14 protein-coding genes and 1 other RNA gene are annotated in these 16,406 nt (G+C 67.0%); 11 read left to right on the top strand and 4 right to left on the bottom strand.

Annotated elements, in window-relative coordinates:
* Window positions 1-21 precede the first annotated feature (21 nt).
* From LRA87_RS14465 to LRA87_RS14440, 6 genes are all read left to right on the top strand, one after another.
* A complete protein-coding gene (locus LRA87_RS14465) occupies window positions 22-1,542 on the top strand; it encodes a rhamnogalacturonidase (RefSeq protein ID WP_230632489.1) in 1,521 nt (506 codons plus the stop codon).
* 73 nt (window positions 1,543-1,615) lie between these two features.
* On the top strand, window positions 1,616-1,930 hold the full coding sequence (gene rhaM / locus LRA87_RS14460) for an L-rhamnose mutarotase (protein ID WP_230632488.1): 315 nt from the start codon (window positions 1,616-1,618) through the stop codon (window positions 1,928-1,930).
* Window positions 1,923-4,979 (top strand): beta-galactosidase, encoded by a 3,057-nt coding sequence (locus LRA87_RS14455; RefSeq protein WP_230632487.1) that lies wholly within the window; start codon window positions 1,923-1,925, stop codon window positions 4,977-4,979. The genes rhaM and LRA87_RS14455 overlap by 8 nt, the downstream gene beginning before the upstream one ends.
* Window positions 4,976-6,187, top strand: a complete 1,212-nt coding sequence (locus LRA87_RS14450; protein WP_230632486.1) for a glycosyl hydrolase 53 family protein — start codon at window positions 4,976-4,978, stop codon at window positions 6,185-6,187. Before LRA87_RS14455 ends, LRA87_RS14450 begins: the two co-directional genes overlap by 4 nt.
* Window positions 6,188-7,303 carry a beta-galactosidase BglB gene (gene bglB / locus LRA87_RS14445; RefSeq protein WP_230632485.1) on the top strand — a complete coding sequence of 372 codons (1,116 nt, stop codon included), beginning with the start codon at window positions 6,188-6,190 and terminating at the stop codon, window positions 7,301-7,303.
* 163 nt (window positions 7,304-7,466) lie between these two features.
* Window positions 7,467-9,020 carry an MFS transporter gene (locus tag LRA87_RS14440; RefSeq protein ID WP_230632484.1) on the top strand — a complete coding sequence of 518 codons (1,554 nt, stop codon included), beginning with the start codon at window positions 7,467-7,469 and terminating at the stop codon, window positions 9,018-9,020.
* A 397-nt stretch (window positions 9,021-9,417) separates the two neighbouring features.
* Here LRA87_RS14440 and ssrA read toward each other — a convergent pair.
* Window positions 9,418-9,759: a transfer-messenger RNA gene (ssrA, locus tag LRA87_RS14435) on the bottom strand.
* Between the two features lie 42 nt (window positions 9,760-9,801).
* Between ssrA and LRA87_RS14430 the strand changes: the two genes are divergently transcribed.
* Window positions 9,802-10,233: an RrF2 family transcriptional regulator gene (locus LRA87_RS14430; protein ID WP_230632483.1), complete on the top strand. Its 432-nt coding sequence runs from the start codon at window positions 9,802-9,804 to the stop codon at window positions 10,231-10,233.
* Between the two features lie 41 nt (window positions 10,234-10,274).
* Here LRA87_RS14430 and mscL read toward each other — a convergent pair whose 3' ends face one another.
* Entirely contained in the window at window positions 10,275-10,718 is a 444-nt protein-coding gene (gene mscL, locus LRA87_RS14425; protein WP_230632482.1) for a large conductance mechanosensitive channel protein MscL, read from the bottom strand.
* Between the two features lie 109 nt (window positions 10,719-10,827).
* On the opposite strand from mscL, the gene LRA87_RS14420 reads away from it, so the two are divergent.
* From LRA87_RS14420 to LRA87_RS14405, 4 genes are read left to right on the top strand one after another with little or no spacing between them, the layout of a single operon-like run.
* Window positions 10,828-11,433: a LemA family protein gene (locus LRA87_RS14420; RefSeq protein WP_230632481.1), complete on the top strand. Its 606-nt coding sequence runs from the start codon at window positions 10,828-10,830 to the stop codon at window positions 11,431-11,433.
* 5 nt (window positions 11,434-11,438) lie between these two features.
* Window positions 11,439-12,347, top strand: coding sequence for a TPM domain-containing protein (locus LRA87_RS14415; RefSeq protein WP_230632480.1), 909 nt, complete (start codon window positions 11,439-11,441; stop codon window positions 12,345-12,347).
* A gap of 1 nt (window position 12,348) precedes the next feature.
* Entirely contained in the window at window positions 12,349-13,020 is a 672-nt protein-coding gene (locus LRA87_RS14410; protein ID WP_230632479.1) for a TPM domain-containing protein, read from the top strand.
* Complete coding sequence (locus LRA87_RS14405) at window positions 13,017-13,544, top strand: NUDIX hydrolase (protein ID WP_230632478.1); 528 nt, start codon at window positions 13,017-13,019, stop codon at window positions 13,542-13,544. The genes LRA87_RS14410 and LRA87_RS14405 overlap by 4 nt, the downstream gene beginning before the upstream one ends.
* A gap of 27 nt (window positions 13,545-13,571) precedes the next feature.
* On the opposite strand, the gene LRA87_RS14400 is transcribed toward LRA87_RS14405, so the two are convergent.
* Window positions 13,572-13,853, bottom strand: coding sequence for an ETC complex I subunit (locus tag LRA87_RS14400; RefSeq protein WP_230632477.1), 282 nt, complete (start codon window positions 13,851-13,853; stop codon window positions 13,572-13,574).
* A gap of 11 nt (window positions 13,854-13,864) precedes the next feature.
* Window positions 13,865-16,324, bottom strand: a complete 2,460-nt coding sequence (hrpB, locus tag LRA87_RS14395; RefSeq protein WP_230632476.1) for an ATP-dependent helicase HrpB — start codon at window positions 16,322-16,324, stop codon at window positions 13,865-13,867.
* Between the last annotated feature and the right edge of the window lie 82 nt (window positions 16,325-16,406).

Raw genomic sequence — 16,406 nt, 5'->3', positions numbered from 1 at the left:
CGGGCATGACGGATGTGCGTGGTGAGAACGCCAGTCACACGCAGGGACGTGGGTGTCGGCATTGCCGCCACCATCCTCCTCCCCTTCCCCGCCCATGCCGCGAAGATGATCGACGTCCGCGACCACGGCGCGAAGGGCGACGGCAAGGCGCTCGACTCCCCCGCGATCAACGCCGCCATCGCCGCCGCGGCATCGCGCCCGCAAGGCGGCACCGTCACCATCCCCGCCGGCCGCTACCGCTGCTACTCGATCCGCCTGCGCAGCCGCGTCACCATCGTGCTGGCCAAGGGCGCGGTGATCGAGGCCGCGACCGGCACGGGTTACGACCTGCCGGAAGACAACGGCGAGCAACTCTACCAGGACTTCGGCCACAGCCATTGGCGCAACAGCCTGATCTGGGGCGAGGATGTCGAGGACGTCGCGATCACCGGCTCGGGCGCGATCCATGGCCTCGGCCTGACCCGCGATGGCCCCGGCGCGCGGTGGAAGGCACAGACCGGCGAACGCCCGCTGTCGATGCGCCAGATGACCGCAGCGGAGATCGCGAAACTCGAACCCGACGCCACCCGCATGAACGGCCTCGGCAACAAGGCCATCGCGCTGAAGAACGGGCGTAACATCCGCCTGTCCGGCTTCACGATGCACCAATGCGGCCACTTCGCCATCCTCGCGACCGGCACGCGGGGCCTGCACATCCACGACCTGTCGATCGATACCGATCGCGACGGCATCGACCTCGATTGCGTCGCCGACACGATTGTCGAACGCTGCCGGGTCAACACGCCCAATGACGACGCGATCGTTATCAAGAGCAGCTTCGCCCTCGGCCGCGCCATCCCGGCGGAGAATGTCGTCGTGCGTCACTGCGCGGTCAGCGGCTACGACCTCGGTACGATGCTCGACGGCACCCGCCGCACGACGCAACTCCTCGCCCCCGATCGCGACCGCCCCACCGGGCGCATCAAGCTCGGCACCGAGAGCAACGGCGGCTATCGCAACATCCTTATCGAGGATTGCACCTTCCACCATTGCCGCGGCCTCGCGCTGGAGACGGTCGATGGCGGCGTCATGGAGAACGTCGTCGCGCGCCGGCTGACGATGCGCGACATCACCACCGCGCCCCTGTTCCTGCGCATCGGTGACCGCCGCCGCGGCCCCGCCGGCACCGGTGTTGGGGCGATCCGGGGCGTGCTGATCGAACAGGTCGACGCCAGCGGCATCGATCATCGCTTCGCCGCCATCATCGCCGGCCTGCCCGATCGCCCCGTCGAGAACGTCCGCCTGAAGGACATAAGCCTCACCTACGCCGGCGGCGGCACCGCCGCGGACGCCGCCCGCCGGCCGGAGGAACTCGCCACCGCATACCCCGAACCGAGCATGTTCGGCGTCACGGCGGCCTGGGGCCTGTGGGTCCGTCACGCGCGCGGGCTGGTGATCGACGGCCTGACGCTCGCCACCGCCACGCCCGACGGCCGCCCGCCATTCCGGGTCGAGGATGCGACCGACCTGCGTGTCACGAACACACCACTCTGGCGCGCTTAGCGTTTGACGGCGACCGGATAACGGCTTACCAAATCCTACATACCAATTCCATATAATGGTCTGGAGGGGTTTCGTGTCGATCCACGCATTCAAGATGCAGCTGAAGCCCGGCGTCATCGACGAATATCGCCGCCGCCACGACGAAATCTGGCCCGAACTGTCGACGCTGCTCACCGACAGCGGCATCCATGATTATTCTATTTTCCTCGACGAAGTCACGCTGTCGCTGTTCGCGGTGCTCAAGCTGGCCGAGGACAACGACCGCGACGCGCTGCCCGACCATCCGGTGATGAAGCGCTGGTGGGATTACATGGCCCCGCTGATGGAGGTCGAGCCGGACAACCGCCCGGTCGAAACCCCGTTGCCGATGATCTTCCACCATGATTAAGCGCACTGCGGGCGGGATGCTCGCCTTCCTGCTCGCCACCACCGCGCACGCGCAGGTCGCCAAACCCACCGAAAACCTCGCCGCGCCGGTGAAAACCTTCGGCCGCGTTAGCTACGACGCGCGCTCGCTGATGATCGATGGGAAGCGCCAGGTGATCTGGTCCGCCGAATTCCATCCCTTTCGCCTACCCAGCCCCGACCTGTGGCGCGACGTCCTGCAAAAGCTGAAGGCGAGCGGCTTCAACACCGTCGCGATCTACTTCGACTGGGGCTATCACAGCCCGAAACAGGGTGTGTACGACTTCACCGGCATCCGCGACATGGACCGCGTCCTGCGCGAGGCGGCGGAAGAGGGTCTGTACGTCATCACCCGCGCCGGCCCGTACGTGAACGCGGAGCTGTCGCGCGGCGGCTTCCCCGGATGGCTGGTCAACCAGCGCGGCCGCGCCCGCACCGACGATCCCGCCTATATGGCGGCGGCCGACGAATGGCTGACCCGGATCGACGCGATCATCGCCCGCCACCAGATCAACAATGGTGGGACGGTCATCCTCCACCAGATCGAGAACGAGCTGGCCCTCACCACCCCGGCCCAGCGCCGCTACATGGACCACCTCTACGCCAAGGCGCGCGGCGACGGCATCACCGTGCCGCTGTTCCACAACGATCAGGGCCGCAATGGCTATTGGGTGCCAGAGAGCAGCAAGGTCGAGAACGTCGTCCACGGCCCCAACGACCTCTACGCTTTCGACGGCTATCCCGGCGGCACCTGCACCGTGGCTGGCAAGCCGACGCGCGGATCGGCCGCACCCGACTGGGGCTATTACGGCCCCGGCGGCGCGAAGGGCGGCGCATCCGCCTCGCCCGACACGCCCGCCTTCCTCGCCGAATTCGGCGGCGGCTGGTTCGATTATTGGGGATCGAACGGCGGCTACGAATGCAACGCGATCCAGCGCGGCAAGCGATTCCAGCGCGTGTTCTACGGCACCAATCTCGCCAACGGCATCGACATCCAGAGCGTCTACATGGGCTATGGCGGCACCAGCTGGGGCTGGTTGCCTGCCCCAGTGGTGTTCACCAGCTACGATTACGGCTCCGCCATCTCGGAACCGCGCGAACTCCGCGCGAAGGCGGAGGAGATGAAGCAACTGGGCGGCCTGATCGCCACCGTGCCCGACCTCGCCGGCATGGTTCCGGCGGGCGAGCCGGTCGTGTCGTCGCCCAACGTGCAGGTCTATCACGACAAAAGCCCGGAGACCGACGCGCGCTTCCTGATGGTGACGCACAAGCCGTCGAACGGCAGCACCGACGATGGCTTCACGATCACCGCCGACCTGCCCGACGGCCGCTACACCTTTCCTGCCGCCGAGCCGATGCGCCTCAACGGCTTCGACGCCAAATGGCTGGTCGCGGGCGTGACCATCGGCAAGCAGCGGTTGGTCTATTCGACGTCCGAGCTACAGGCGGCGTTGAGTGCGGACGGCAGCGACCTGATGCTGCTCTACGGCCGCGCCGGCGAAAACGGCGAGACGGTGCTGCGCTACGCCTCCGCTCCACAGGTCCGCGTGCTCGAAGGACAGGCGACCAGCCAGTTCGACGCAGCGAAAGGCGACCTGCGCCTCAACTACCCGCACCAGGGCCGCGCCGTCGTGCGGATCGAGGGCGGCGGCCGTCCGCCGCTGACGCTGATCCTCGCCGACGAGGCTGAGGCAGTCCGCTACTGGCGACAAGGTCCCGCCCTCGTCCGCGGCCCGGCGCTCGTCCGTAGCACCACCCGTGATCCTGCGAACGCAGGAACCCAGAGCCAGAAGCATACCGCCCGTGACCCTGGGCTCCTGCGTTCGCAGGAGCACGGTGGCACCCTTTGGCTGAGCGGCGACACACGGGAAGCCACTCCGTTGGAAGTCTGGGCGCCCGCGACCTTCAGGACGATCCGCTGGAACGGCCAGCCAATCGCGATGCGCACCACGCCGATCGGCAGCCGCGTCGCCACCCGCCCGCTTGCCGGCCCCGCCGCCGTCACGTTGCCGTCGCTGACGTGGCGTGCCGCCTACGGCTCGCCCGAGACGCAGCCCGGCTTCGACGACAGCACATGGCAGGCGGCGGAGGGCAAGCCCTACGCCAGCATCACCGCGCGGCCCGATGGCCAGCCCAATCTGTCGATGGACGCCTACGGCTTCCACGACGGCGACGTCTGGTATCGTGGCCGCTTCACCGGCACGCCCGACGCGAGGCAGATCGCCCTTTATTACGGCGCGGGCGGCTCCGGCATGGTGCAGGTGTGGGTCGATGGCGAGTTCGTCGGCCAGCACGAGTTGCCCGGCGGCCTGCCCCGCCCGATCACCACCGGCACCGCCCGCTTCGACCTGCCCGCCAGCGTCCAGGGCAGCGGCGAGCATGTCGTCAGCATCATGGTCCGCAACAACGGCCACAACTGGGACCTCGACAGCGACGACGCGCACAAGGAAGCGCGCGGGCTGATCTCCGCCTCGATCGAGGCCCCCGGCGGCCGCAGCTTCGCCGTGCCGATCGCGTGGAAGATCCAGGGCAAGCAGGGCGGCGAAGACCTGCCCGATCCCGCCCGTGGCGTCGCCAACAACGGCGGCCAGTACGGCGAACGCAACGGCTGGCACCTGCCCGGCTTCGACGATGCAAAGTGGCAGGCCGCACCTGCCAGCGTGCAGCCGGGTACGACATGGTATCGCACCCGCTTCGACCTCGCGCTGCCCAAGGGGCAGGACACGACGGTCGCCGTCGCGTTCGGCGATACGACGACACCGCGCTCGGTCGCCAGATACCGCGCATTGCTGTTCGTCAACGGCTGGAACATGGGCCAGTTCATCGCCCATGTCGGCCCGCAACGCGTCTTCCCGATCCCCGAGGGTATCCTCAACCACCACGGCACGAACACGATCGCGCTCGCCGTTACCTCCGATGGCGCGCCCGGCGACGTGCTGGAGCCGGTGAAGCTGTTGACGATGCGCTCGGTCAAGGGCGGCCTGCCGGTGACGATGGTCGCCGCGCCGCAAAGCCCGGCGCCGCCGAAATGACCGCGATCACCCGCCGCACGCTCGGGCTCGGGGTAGCCGCCGCCGGTGTCGCTGGCCTTGCCCCCGCACGCGCCGCCGCGACCCGCCCGTGGCCCTATTTGCTCGGCGCGGACGTATCGTGGCTGCCCGAGGACGAGGCCGCCGGCGCGACCTATCTCGCCAACGGTAAACAGCGCGATCCGCTCACGATCCTGCGCGATGCCGGCTTCAACGCGATCAAGCTGCGCCTGTTCGTCGATCCCGCCAACGGCTATTCGAAGGGCAAGCCCGGCGGCCCGTGGTGCGACATCGCGCAGACGGTCGCGTTCGGTCGCCGCATCAAGCAGGCCGGCTTCCACTTCTCGCTGACGCTGCACTATTCCGACACCTGGGCCGACCCGCAGCATCAGGACAAGCCCGCCGCCTGGGCGACGCTGCCCTTTGCGAAGCTGGTCGACGCCGTCCACCGCCACACCGTCGACGCGCTCACCGCGCTGAAGCGGGGCAACGCCTACCCCGACCTCGTCGTGATCGGCAACGAGACGACGTTCGGCATGCTGTGGCCCGACGGCCGCGTGCCGCTGACCATCCCGACCGGCAATCCGCAGACCGATGCGGTGCACATGAACGTACCGGGCGCAGGCGGTTACGACCGCTTCGCGGCGCTACTGAAGGCCGGGATCGCCGGCGCACGCGAAAGCACGCCCGACGCGAAGGTCGCTGTCCACAACCATCTCGGCCGGCACTGGCCGATCGTCCGCCACTGGATGGACCAGTTGATCGAGCGCGGCGTCCGCTTCGACGCGACCGGCTTCTCCTGCTACCAGCAGGCGGCACAGGGCGATTGGCAGCGAACGTTCGACGGCTTCACCAAAGCCTATCCGGACCACGGCTTCATCGCGCTCGAATATTCGTCGCGCAAGCGCTACGTCAACGACCTCGTCCATGCCCAGCCGAACGGCTGGGGCAGCTTCATCTGGGAACCGACGCGGCATCAGGAGGCGATCTTTACCCGCGGCGGCATCAACGCCGGCGAAGGCCCGAAGCCCAACCTGCTCTCGCAAGGCATCAACGCGGCGGAAGCACCGGGCGCAGCACCCGCGCCCGCCGGCCCGAAGCCCCCGGAACACCACGGCGGCCGCTACGACGCCGATCCCGCCTTTCTCGACCTCTACCGACAGATGGCGCGCGATTATGCCGCCACCCCGTTCAAGCCCAGGAGACACTAATTGGCCGCCCTCACCCACGACATTCCCCGGCAGGAGGTCACCGCCGCCATCGCCAAGCTGATGGACAACCTCGTCAACATCAAGGACGAGACCGGCGAATTCCTGCTCCATCTGGAGGATGGCCGCATCATCGACACCAAGGGCTGGGCCGGCTGGGAATGGACCCACGGCGTCGGCCTGTTCGGCATGTGGCGCTATTACGAACAGACCGGCGACAAGGCCGCGCTGGCGATCATCAAGCAGTGGTTCGAGGATCGCTTCGCCGAGGGCACGCCGACCAAGAACATCAACACCGTCGCGCCGTTCATCACGCTCGCCTACCTCTACGAGCACGAGCCCGATCCGCGCTACATCCCCTATCTCGACACCTGGGCCGAATGGCTGATGGCGCCGGACGGCCTGCCCAAGACCGAAGAGGGCGGGTTCCAGCACATCGTCTACAACGACGAGAATCCCGGTGAGATGTGGGACGACACGCTGATGATGTCGGTGCTGCCGCTCGCCAAGATCGGCCTGCTGCTGAACCGCCCGCATTATATAGAGGAGGCGAAGCGCCAGTTCCTCGTCCACATCAAGTATTTGTTCGACAAGAAGACCGGCCTGTGGTTCCACGGCTGGGACTTCAACGGCCGGCACAATTTCGCCGAGGCGCTGTGGGCGCGCGGCAATTGCTGGGTGACGATCGCGATCCCCGAGATCATCGAGATCCTCGACCTTCCGCAGGGCGACGCGCTGCGCATGTTCCTGATCGACACGCTCGAGGCGCAGGTGAAGACCCTCGCCGAGACGCAGGATGCGGACACGGGCCTGTGGCACACGCTGATCATGGACCCGTCGAGCTACCTCGAAGCGTCGGCGACCGCGGGCTTCGCCTATGGCATCCTGAAGGGCGTCCGTAAGGGCTATCTGCCGCGCCATTACGAGACGGTCGGCATCAAGGCCGTCCGCGGCGTCCTCGCCAACATCGACGACGCCGGCGAGCTGAAACAGGTGAGCTTCGGCACCGCGATGGGCGACACGCAGCAATTCTACAAGGACATCGCCCTCACCTCGATGCCCTACGGCCAGAGCCTCGCGATGGTCGCCCTCGGCGAATTCCTGCGCACGTACATCTGACACGAACATAAGCCCCTCCCCTTCAGGGGAGGGCACCTCAATTTCTCCCCTCCCCTTCAGGGGAGGGGCTGGGGGTGGGGGATGTCTCACCGAGACCGACGCCCGCGGACAGGCCCCACCCCAACCCCTCCCCTGAAGAGGAGGGGCTAACAGGACACAGCACATGGCCACCGACCCCCCAAAGACCTTTGGCGCCGCCGCACCCGTTCTGCCAACCGCACCATCACGCCCGGTGCATTGGTACAACCTCCTCGCCTATGGCTCGAACGACGTCCTCGGCGCCGGCTCGATGGCGGTCATCTCGACGTGGATCCTGATCTTCTACACCAGCTTCTGCGGCCTTTCCGCGGTGCAGGCGACGATCATCTTCGGCGTGGCGCGGGTGCTCGACGCGTTCACCAGCCCGCTGATCGGCCATGTCTCCGACAATATCGGCCGGACGTGGCTGGGACGGAAGTTCGGTCGCCGCCGCTTCTTCATCCTCGCCGCGATCCCCTTGCTGCCCTCGTTCGCGATCATGTGGGTCGCCGGGCAGAGCTTCTGGTATTATCTCGTCACCTACGTGTTGTTCGAGATGGTGTACGCCATGGAGATCATCCCGTACGAGACGCTCGCGTCGGAAATGGCGACCGATTACAAGACCAAGGCGAAGTTCGCCGGCGCGCGCATCCTGTGCGGCCAGTGTTCCGCGATCGCCGCGGCGTTCCTGCCGGCATGGCTGATCGCGTATCTCGGACCGGATTCACCCGACACCTACCTCTATATGGGCATCATCTTCTCCGCCCTGTTCATGGGTGCGGCGGGGCTGCTCTATACCTTTAGCTGGGAACGCCAGCGACCGCCCGAACTCGCCGAAACCGAAGTCCACGACAAGCCGACGCTCGGCGCGGCATTCGCGGCACTCTACCGCAACCTGTTCTCGACGCTGCGTATCCGTGCGTTCCGCCTGCACCTCGGCATGTATCTCGGCGGCTATATCAGCCAAGACATCTATAACGCCGCCTTCACCTATTTCGTGATCTTCGCGCTTGCCGGTTCGACCGCGATCGTCGGGCAGCTGGTCGGCGTCACCTATATCGTCCAGCTGGTCGCCGTGGTCCTCGCGATCAACTTCGCGCTGCGCCTGTCGCCGGCCGCCGCCTACCGCTTCGCCGCACTCAGCTTCGCGATCGGTGTGGTGATCTTCCTCGCCATGTACGCCGCCGGCTACACCGCGACCTCGGCCTTGTTCTGGCTCCCGGTCGTGTTCGCCGGCCTCGGCCGCGGCGCGCTCAACTACATCCCGTGGGCGACCTACAATTACATGGCGGATGTCGACGAAATCGTCACCGGTCGCCGCCGCGAAGGCGCATTTGCCGGCGTCATGACCTTCGTCCGTAAAATGAGTCAGGCGCTGGCCGTAATCCTCGTCGGGCAGGTGATGGGTGCATCCGGCTTCGTGTCCAAGGCGACCACGCAAAGCCCGACCGCCATCGCCGCCATCGTCGGGGTGCTCGGCGCAGGTACATTGGCGATGCTGATCTTCGGATCGCTGGTATCGACCCGCTTCCGCCTCGACCCGCGCACCCACGCGATCCTGCTCGACGAGATCGAGCGCTTCCGCAGCGGCGAACGCCAGCCCGCCGATCCGGAACATGCCGCGGTGGTCGAGGATTTGTCCGGCTGGTCCTATGACCGCCTGTGGGGCAACAACCCGGTGGCCGGGGCGCAGCGGTAGGGACAACCGCTAGCGATTCGTCCGATACCTTATTCCGTCATCCCGGCGAACGCCGGGACCCATGGAGGCGCTGGGCTGGTGATAGGATGGAACCGCAGCGATCTGGCAGCCATGGTTCGCCGGGATGACGGAGGGGATAGGGCAAGACGGACGGCCCTCACACCACTCGTCATCCCCGCGCAGGCGGGGATCCATAGTCGCGACCGTAGCGACGGAGCCGTGAGGCCAGCCAATATGTATCCCCGCCTACGCGGGGATGACGAAATGAGGGTATGGATTCCGCCGGTGCGGGGTAGCGGACCTACGACATGATTCTCGCCTGCGCAGAGACGACCCAATGGTCCCGCCATATCGAAAAAGGTGGGGAGCTTCTGTTGCCCGGTGCTCCCCGTACCGCTGGAATCCCTTCTGTTGCCCGGTGGGTCCAACCGCGTAATCTTGGTATAACGTCAGGCCGTTAGGCCATCAGTTACGCCGCAATCGCGAGTGCTTCGTTATCGTTGGCACTTGTGTAATGGGCCGTTGCGGTGGTCCCATTCCGAGCGAAAGACAGCGCATTTCAACACACGTCGATCCTAGTTCGGCCCCGTCATCGCATCTGATCGCTCAGTTGCGGTGGTGGAGCCGCCGGGTACTGCCCCCGGGTCCGCTGCGTCTATGCAACGCCACCGTTTATCGCCATAGCCGGCTGGAAGCCGGCCCGTCCTATATAGGCGAGACGACAAGCGTCTGCAATCCGCGCCTTTCACTCGCCACATTATGCGCTCATACGGCGGCCATCATGTTGACCCAGCGTTCCCGCTACGCGCTGCGCGCGATGCTGTTCCTCGCCGAAGCACCCGCCGCCACCCCGCCCATCCCGATGGGCCGGATCGCGATCGCCGCGAACGTGCCGCGCAAGTTCCTCGAACTCATCCTCGCCGATCTGCGTGACGCCGGCCTGCTGGCTAGCACCCGCGGCAAGATGGGCGGCTACGTCCTCACCCGCCCCGCGCATCTGATTTCTCTGGGCGAGGTGATCCGCGTGATCGAAGGCCCGCTGGCGCTCGTTCCCTGCGTCAGCCGCACCGCCTATCGTCCCTGCAACGACTGCAAGAGCGAAGCCGATTGCGCCATCCGCCACGCGATGATGCGGGTTCGCGATGAGACGGCACGCATTCTCGATGGCACCAGCCTCGCCGATGCGACGGCGGAGCACCTCGTCGCTGCATAAGATACTCCTCCCCCGCCGGCACGGGGGAGAATCACAGGACATCAAACCCGCGGGCGCGCCTTCAGTTCGTCCCGGATTTCACGCAACAGCGTCACGTCCGCTGGCTCTACCGGCGCCGCAGCTGCCGGCACTTCCGGCTTCGGCATCAACCGGTTCACCGCTCGCACGATCATGAAGATGATGAAGGCGACGATCACGAAATTCGCCGCCTGCGTGATGAACTCGCCATAGCCCAGCAACGGCACTCCTGCCTTCTTCAGCGCAGCGTAATCCGAAAGCGAACCGCCGTAATTCGCGGGCACCGGTCCCATGCGCAGGAAATAGCCGGAAAAATCCAGCCCGCCGAAGATCTTGCCGATCACCGGCATGATCACGTCCTCGGTCAGCGACGTCACGATCTTGCCGAACGCCGCACCGATGATCACCGCCACGGCGAGGTCGAGCACGTTACCGCGCGCGATGAAGATCTTGAATTCCTTGAACATGATCGCGCGTCCCTCGTTACATGCCTGACGAACCGAGGTTAGGCGGCGAATAGCCCTTCGCCAAGCCCGATCACTGTCCTATATGCATAGGACAGAGCCGTTCAGGAGGATGTCCATGTCGTCGCTTCGCCCCATTGCCGCCGTTGCCCTCACCGCCACCGCAGCGGTGTCGCTGGCCGGCTGTGGCATCAATTCCGTGCCGACTGCGGAAGAGAACGCGAAGGCGCGCTGGGCGGATGTGCAGAACCAGTATCAGCGCCGCGCCGACCTGATCCCCAACCTCGTATCGACCGTGAAGGCGGCGGGCGCGCAGGAAAAGGACATCCTTGTTCAGGTTACACAGGCCCGCGCCGGCGCCAGTCAGGTCAAGCTGAGCGGCGATCAGCTGACCGACCCCGCCAAGATGCAGGCATTCGAGCGCGCGCAAGGTGCGGTGACGCTGTCCTTGCAACGTTTGCAGGAAGCGTACCCCGAGCTCAAAAGCCAGGGCAATTACACCACGCTGATGAGCCAGCTGGAAGGCACCGAGAACCGCATCACCATCGCGCGTACCGACTACAACACCGCGGTGCAGGCTTATAACACCCGCATCCGCACCTTCCCCGACGCTGTCGGCGCGCGCATCTTTTATGGCGCCAAACCGCTGACGCCGTTCGCGGCGACCACACCGGGCGCCGAACAGGCACCGACCGTCAACTTCGGGAATGCGAGCTGACGGGGATGATACGCGGCGTCCGGCTACTGGGGACTGTACGGGCGGCGCTGCTGCTGGTGCTGGCGTGGCTGATCGTCGCGCCGGCGGCGGCGCAGACCTTTCCGAAATTCACCGGTCTCGTCGTCGATGCCGCGAATGTCCTGCCCCCGGAAACGGAGGCGGCGCTGACGGCGAAGCTGGAGGCTTTGCAGAAAGATACCCGGCGCCAGCTGGTGGTCGCGACGATTCCGGACCTGCAAGGCTATTCCAACGAGGAATATGGTTATAAGCTCGGTCGCGATTGGGGCGTGGGGTTGCGCGACGTCAACAACGGCGTGGTATTGTTCATCGCCCCCAATGCACCGGCCGGTCAGCGCGGTGCGCGGATCGAGGTCGGTCGCGGCCTCGAGCCGATCCTGACCGATGCCCTGTCTGGCGTCATCATCAACACCGACATGCTGCCGCGACTGAAGGCGGGTGACATTCCCGGTGGGGTCACCGCCGGCGTCGATGCCATCGCGACGCAACTCCGCGCCTCGCCCGAGGAAGCGCAGGCGCGGCTGGACGCGGCGACGAAGCAATTCGATCAGGTCCACCGCCGCTCCGCCTCGAACGACAGCGGTGGCGGTGTGCCGTTCGGACTCGTCATCTGGGTAATCATCCTGCTGTTCGTGCTGATCCCGCTACTACGCGGGCGAAAGCGGGCGGGACCATGGGGCAAGCGCTATCGCAGCGATGGCGACGGCGGCGCGCTGCCGATCGTGTTGTGGAGCATCGCCAACGAGATCGGCCGTTCGCGCGGCAGCAGTTGGACTGGCGGGGGTTGGAGTGGCGGCGGCTCCGGTGGCGGCAGTGACGGCAGTTGGGGCGGCGGCGGCTTCACCGGTGGCGGTGGTGGCGATTTCGGAGGCGGTGGCGCCTCGGGGAGTTGGTGACATGCGCCTGACCGAAGCCGATCGCAACCGCGTTGCCGAGGCCGTGACCGCCGCGGAGCGCGACACCGCGGGCGAAATCGTTACGATCGTTGCCCGGCGATCGGACAAATATCACGACGTGGCGCTGCACTGGACGGTGCTCGCGATGCTGCTGATGCTCGCGATGCTGGCGTTCCGTCCCGGTGTGGCGATATGGCTGCACGGCCTCGTCGCCGATCCCTGGGATGGCGCGCCCTCGCCCGGCGGCCTGTTCACCGTCGCGCTGGTGTTGCTGGTGGTCACCTTTCTCGTCGTACGGCTGGTCCTGGCGTGGATGCCGCTGCGCCTCGCGTTGACACCGGGCGGCACCGAAGCGCGCCGCGTCCATGCCCGCGCGCGCGCACTCTTTCGGGCAAGTGCCGAGACGCGCACGCGCAATGCCACCGGCGTGCTGCTCTACCTGTCGCTCGACGAACACCGTGCCGAGATCATCGCCGACGCGACGATCCACGCTCGCGTGGAACCGGATGTCTGGGGCGAAGCGATGGCCGCATTGCTCGAAGCGACGCGCGACGGCCGGCCCGGCGACGGCATGGTCGCGGCGATCCGACGGATCGGCATCGTCCTTGCCGAACACGTCCCGCCCGCAGCGCACGACATCAACGAACTTCCGGACCGATTGATCGAACTATGACCATTGATACCGTGTGGCACGGCAAATACCTTTCCGTTCGCAAGGCCGGCAGCTGGGAATATGCCGAGCGAGTCGGTTCGATCACCGCTGCGGTAATCGTCGCGATCGATGGCGAGGGCCAGTTGCTGCTTGTCGAACAGCATCGCGTGCCGCTTGGCCGCACCTGTCTCGAACTTCCCGCCGGACTGGTCGGTGACGAAAACGCCGTCGAAGACGTCGCCGATGCGGCACGCCGCGAACTGGAAGAGGAAACCGGCTATCTCGCGACGATCGTCGAGGAACGCGGCGAATTCTACTCCTCGCCGGGCATGACCTCGGAAAGCTTCACTCTCGTCGTCGCGACCGGCCTCACCCGCACCGGCGATGGCGGCGGCGACGCGCAGGAGAACATCACCGTCCACCGCGTCGCACCGGAGGCGGTCGCGGGTTTCGTTGCCGAAAAGCGCCGAGCCGGCGTTGCGATCGACGCCAAGATGCTGTTGCTGCTCGGCAGCGGATTGCTCGCCGAAATCGCAGGGCAATAACGCGTCTACACGCGAAAAATCTTGGTCTTACCGGAAATTATCGGCGTAAGCCTGCAGCTTCAACTTGCGCTCCGGCGCCGCGATCAGTTCGTAATCGAAGCCTTGCGCCTCGCAATACGCCACCGCAGCCTCTTGCGAGGGAAAGCTCAACTTCACTTGGTCGCGCGTGTCGCCACTGCCGGCCCAGCCGGTCAGCGGATCGGGCTGCTTCGCTTCGGCGGGTTCGAATTCGAGGGCCCAGGTGTGCGTCCGGGCCTTGCCGGACTGCATCGCGTTCTTGGGGCGCTGAAATATACGGGCGGTAGGCATAGATTGTCCCTTTAGCGTGTCGTGGAGGCACGCGCATCAGCCTTTTTGGTGCGGAGCGTCGCCGACGCCGCGGCTGGATCGTCTGGCCACGGATGTTTGGGGTAACGCCCCCGCATCTCCTTCGCCACCGCAGTCCAGCTGCCAGCCCAGAACCCGGGCAGATCGCGCGTCGTCTGGATCGGTCGTCCCGCGGGTGAGGTCAGGCTCAGTACCAGCGGCACCCGATCCGATCCGATCGACGGATGCTCGCCGAGCCCGAACAGCGCCTGCACCCGCAGCTCTACCCGCGGTCCGCCCTCGGCCGCATAGTCGATGGCGTGCGTGCTCCCCGCCGGGCTGGTGAAGTCCGCCGGCGCCAGGCGGTCGACCTGCCGCATCGCATCCCAACCGACCAGTCCACGAATCGCATCGGTCAACGCACCCGCCGGGATCGCGTCCAGCCGCCGCCGTCCCTCCAGCAACGGCGGCAACCATTCCTCAAGCCGTTCGGCCATCAACGCCTCGATCGCAAAGCCGGCATAGGCAGCCCGCGCCCGCAACGCCTGTGCCCCCGCGCTCCAAGGCAGCAGCGCAAGACCGTGCGCCCGCACTCCCTCCAGCAACGCCGCCACGACCGCCGCAGGATCGGCCTGCGGATCGGGACCGGACGACAGGCGCAACGCCCCCAGCCGCCGCTCGCGCAAGGTCGTCACCCCGCCGCCGACCGGATCGAACTCCACCGTCCGCCGTGTCTCGATCTGCTGCCCGAACAGCCGCTCGATCGTCGCCAGCGTGATCGGCGCGGCGGCAAGAATGCGCGCAGCCGAAGCTGCGCCCTGCGTTTCTGCCACCGCCAGCCACTCCGCCCGTGCCAGCGCCGTCGTCGGATCAAGCCTGAATCCGCGGCCCCCGACCGAGGCCCAATATTCGCCGCTCGCATCCCGTCGTCGCGCGATCCGATCGGGAAAGGCGAGCGCGATCGGCACCTCCACACCCTCCCCGAACTCCCCGTCGCCACCACCTACGCCGCCGGCGCTTCCCGCAAAACCCGCCCAGCGCTCCGCCAGCCGACGCGCCGCCACTGCCTTGGTGCCGCGTTCGGTCCACCAGCGCCGCAGCCGCGTGTCGAGATCGGGGTCGTCTCCACCCAACCCACGTTCCGACAGCAGTACCGCGACCGCCGCCGCGATCCGCCCCTGCCCGATGCCTCCTGCGCGCAGCAGCATGTGCGCGAGACGCGGGGACATCGGTATGCCTGCGATCTGGCGCCCGTGTGCGGTCGGCCGTCCGTCGCCATCGATCGCCTGCAGCGTCGCCAGCCGCTCGCGCGCTGCCGCCACCGCTGCGGCCGGCGGCGGGTCGAGCCACGCCAGATCGCGCGGATCGCCGACGCCCCACAGGGCACTCGCCAGCACCAGCCCCGACAGATCGGCTTCCAGTATCTCGGGCGGATCGAAGCGCGGCAGGCCGCCGGTGGCCGCTTCTTCCCACAGCCGATACGCCACGCCGGGTCCCAGTCGTGCGGCCCGGCCCGCGCGTTGCGTCACCGCCGCCTGACTCGCCCGCTCGGTCACCAGCCGCGTCATGCCCGCCGCACGATCGTACCGAGGGCGGCGGGCGAGACCCGAATCGACGACGATGCGGATGCCATCCAGCGTCAGGCTCGTCTCGGCGATCGACGTCGCCAGCACCAGCTTGCGTCGCCCGTCCGGCTCCGGTCGGATCGCCGCGCGCTGCGCCGCGGAATCGAGGCTGCCGTGCAAGGCGTGAATGACGATATCCTCGGGCAGGTTGCCGAGCCGCTCCGCGGTCCGTTCGATCTCGGCGACCCCCGGCAGGAATGCCAGCACGCCACCCTCCGCCTCGCGCAACGCCTGCCGGATCGCGGCCGTCATCGCATCCTCGATCCGCACCTCACTTGCCCGTCCGAGATGCCGCAACGCCAGCGGATAGCTCCGCCCCTCGCTTTCCACGACCGGCGCATCGCCCATCAACGCGGCGAACCGCACGCCGTCCAGTGTCGCCGACATAGCCACCAGCCGCAGGTCCGGTCGTAGCGCGCCCTGCGCATCAAGCGCCATCGCCAGCCCGAAATCACCGTCCAGGCTGCGTTCGTGTACTTCGTCGAACAGCACGGCCGACACGCCGGTCAGTTCGGGATCGGACTGGATCCGTGCAACGAAGATGCCTTCGGTCACCACCGTCACCCGCGTCGCCGCCGACCGCCGGCTGTCCATCCGCGTCGCATAGCCGAACGTATTGCCGATCGGCTCGCCCGCCAGCGTCGCCATCCGTTCCGCCGCCGCGCGCGCCGCCAGCCGCCGCGGCGACAGCACCAGCACTTCGCCGTCGCACCATGACTCGGCAAGCAGTGCCGGGGCGACCGCCGTCGTCTTGCCCGCCCCCGGCGGCGCGACCAGCACCGCATTGCTCCCCACGCGCAGCGCGGCGAGCAGATCGGGCAAGACGGCAAGGATCGGCAGATCGGTCACGACGCGGCGCCCTTGCCACGGATCGCCACGCGACGCGACAGGGTGTGGCTGCTATGACTGTTCCCGCAATCATCAAGGAGAC

It is taken from the genome of Sphingomonas sp. Leaf37 (assembly GCF_920939475.1).
Classification (GTDB): Bacteria; Pseudomonadota; Alphaproteobacteria; order Sphingomonadales; family Sphingomonadaceae; genus Sphingomonas.
This window is presented reverse-complemented; position numbering and strand designations above follow the sequence as displayed.

Excerpts from the sequence above, each read along its gene's own strand:
- LRA87_RS14430 (WP_230632483.1), top strand. The coding sequence starts at position 9,802 with ATGTTGACCCAGCGTTCCCGCTACGCGCTGCGCGCGATGCTGTTCCTC.
- LRA87_RS14455 (WP_230632487.1), top strand. The coding sequence starts at position 1,923 with ATGATTAAGCGCACTGCGGGCGGGATGCTCGCCTTCCTGCTCGCCACC.
- mscL (WP_230632482.1), bottom strand. The coding sequence starts at position 10,718 with ATGTTCAAGGAATTCAAGATCTTCATCGCGCGCGGTAACGTGCTCGAC.
- LRA87_RS14440 (WP_230632484.1), top strand. The coding sequence starts at position 7,467 with ATGGCCACCGACCCCCCAAAGACCTTTGGCGCCGCCGCACCCGTTCTG.
- LRA87_RS14415 (WP_230632480.1), top strand. The coding sequence starts at position 11,439 with ATGATACGCGGCGTCCGGCTACTGGGGACTGTACGGGCGGCGCTGCTG.
- LRA87_RS14405 (WP_230632478.1), top strand. The coding sequence starts at position 13,017 with ATGACCATTGATACCGTGTGGCACGGCAAATACCTTTCCGTTCGCAAG.
- LRA87_RS14420 (WP_230632481.1), top strand. The coding sequence starts at position 10,828 with ATGTCCATGTCGTCGCTTCGCCCCATTGCCGCCGTTGCCCTCACCGCC.
- LRA87_RS14450 (WP_230632486.1), top strand. The coding sequence starts at position 4,976 with ATGACCGCGATCACCCGCCGCACGCTCGGGCTCGGGGTAGCCGCCGCC.
- LRA87_RS14410 (WP_230632479.1), top strand. The coding sequence starts at position 12,349 with ATGCGCCTGACCGAAGCCGATCGCAACCGCGTTGCCGAGGCCGTGACC.
- LRA87_RS14400 (WP_230632477.1), bottom strand. The coding sequence starts at position 13,853 with ATGCCTACCGCCCGTATATTTCAGCGCCCCAAGAACGCGATGCAGTCC.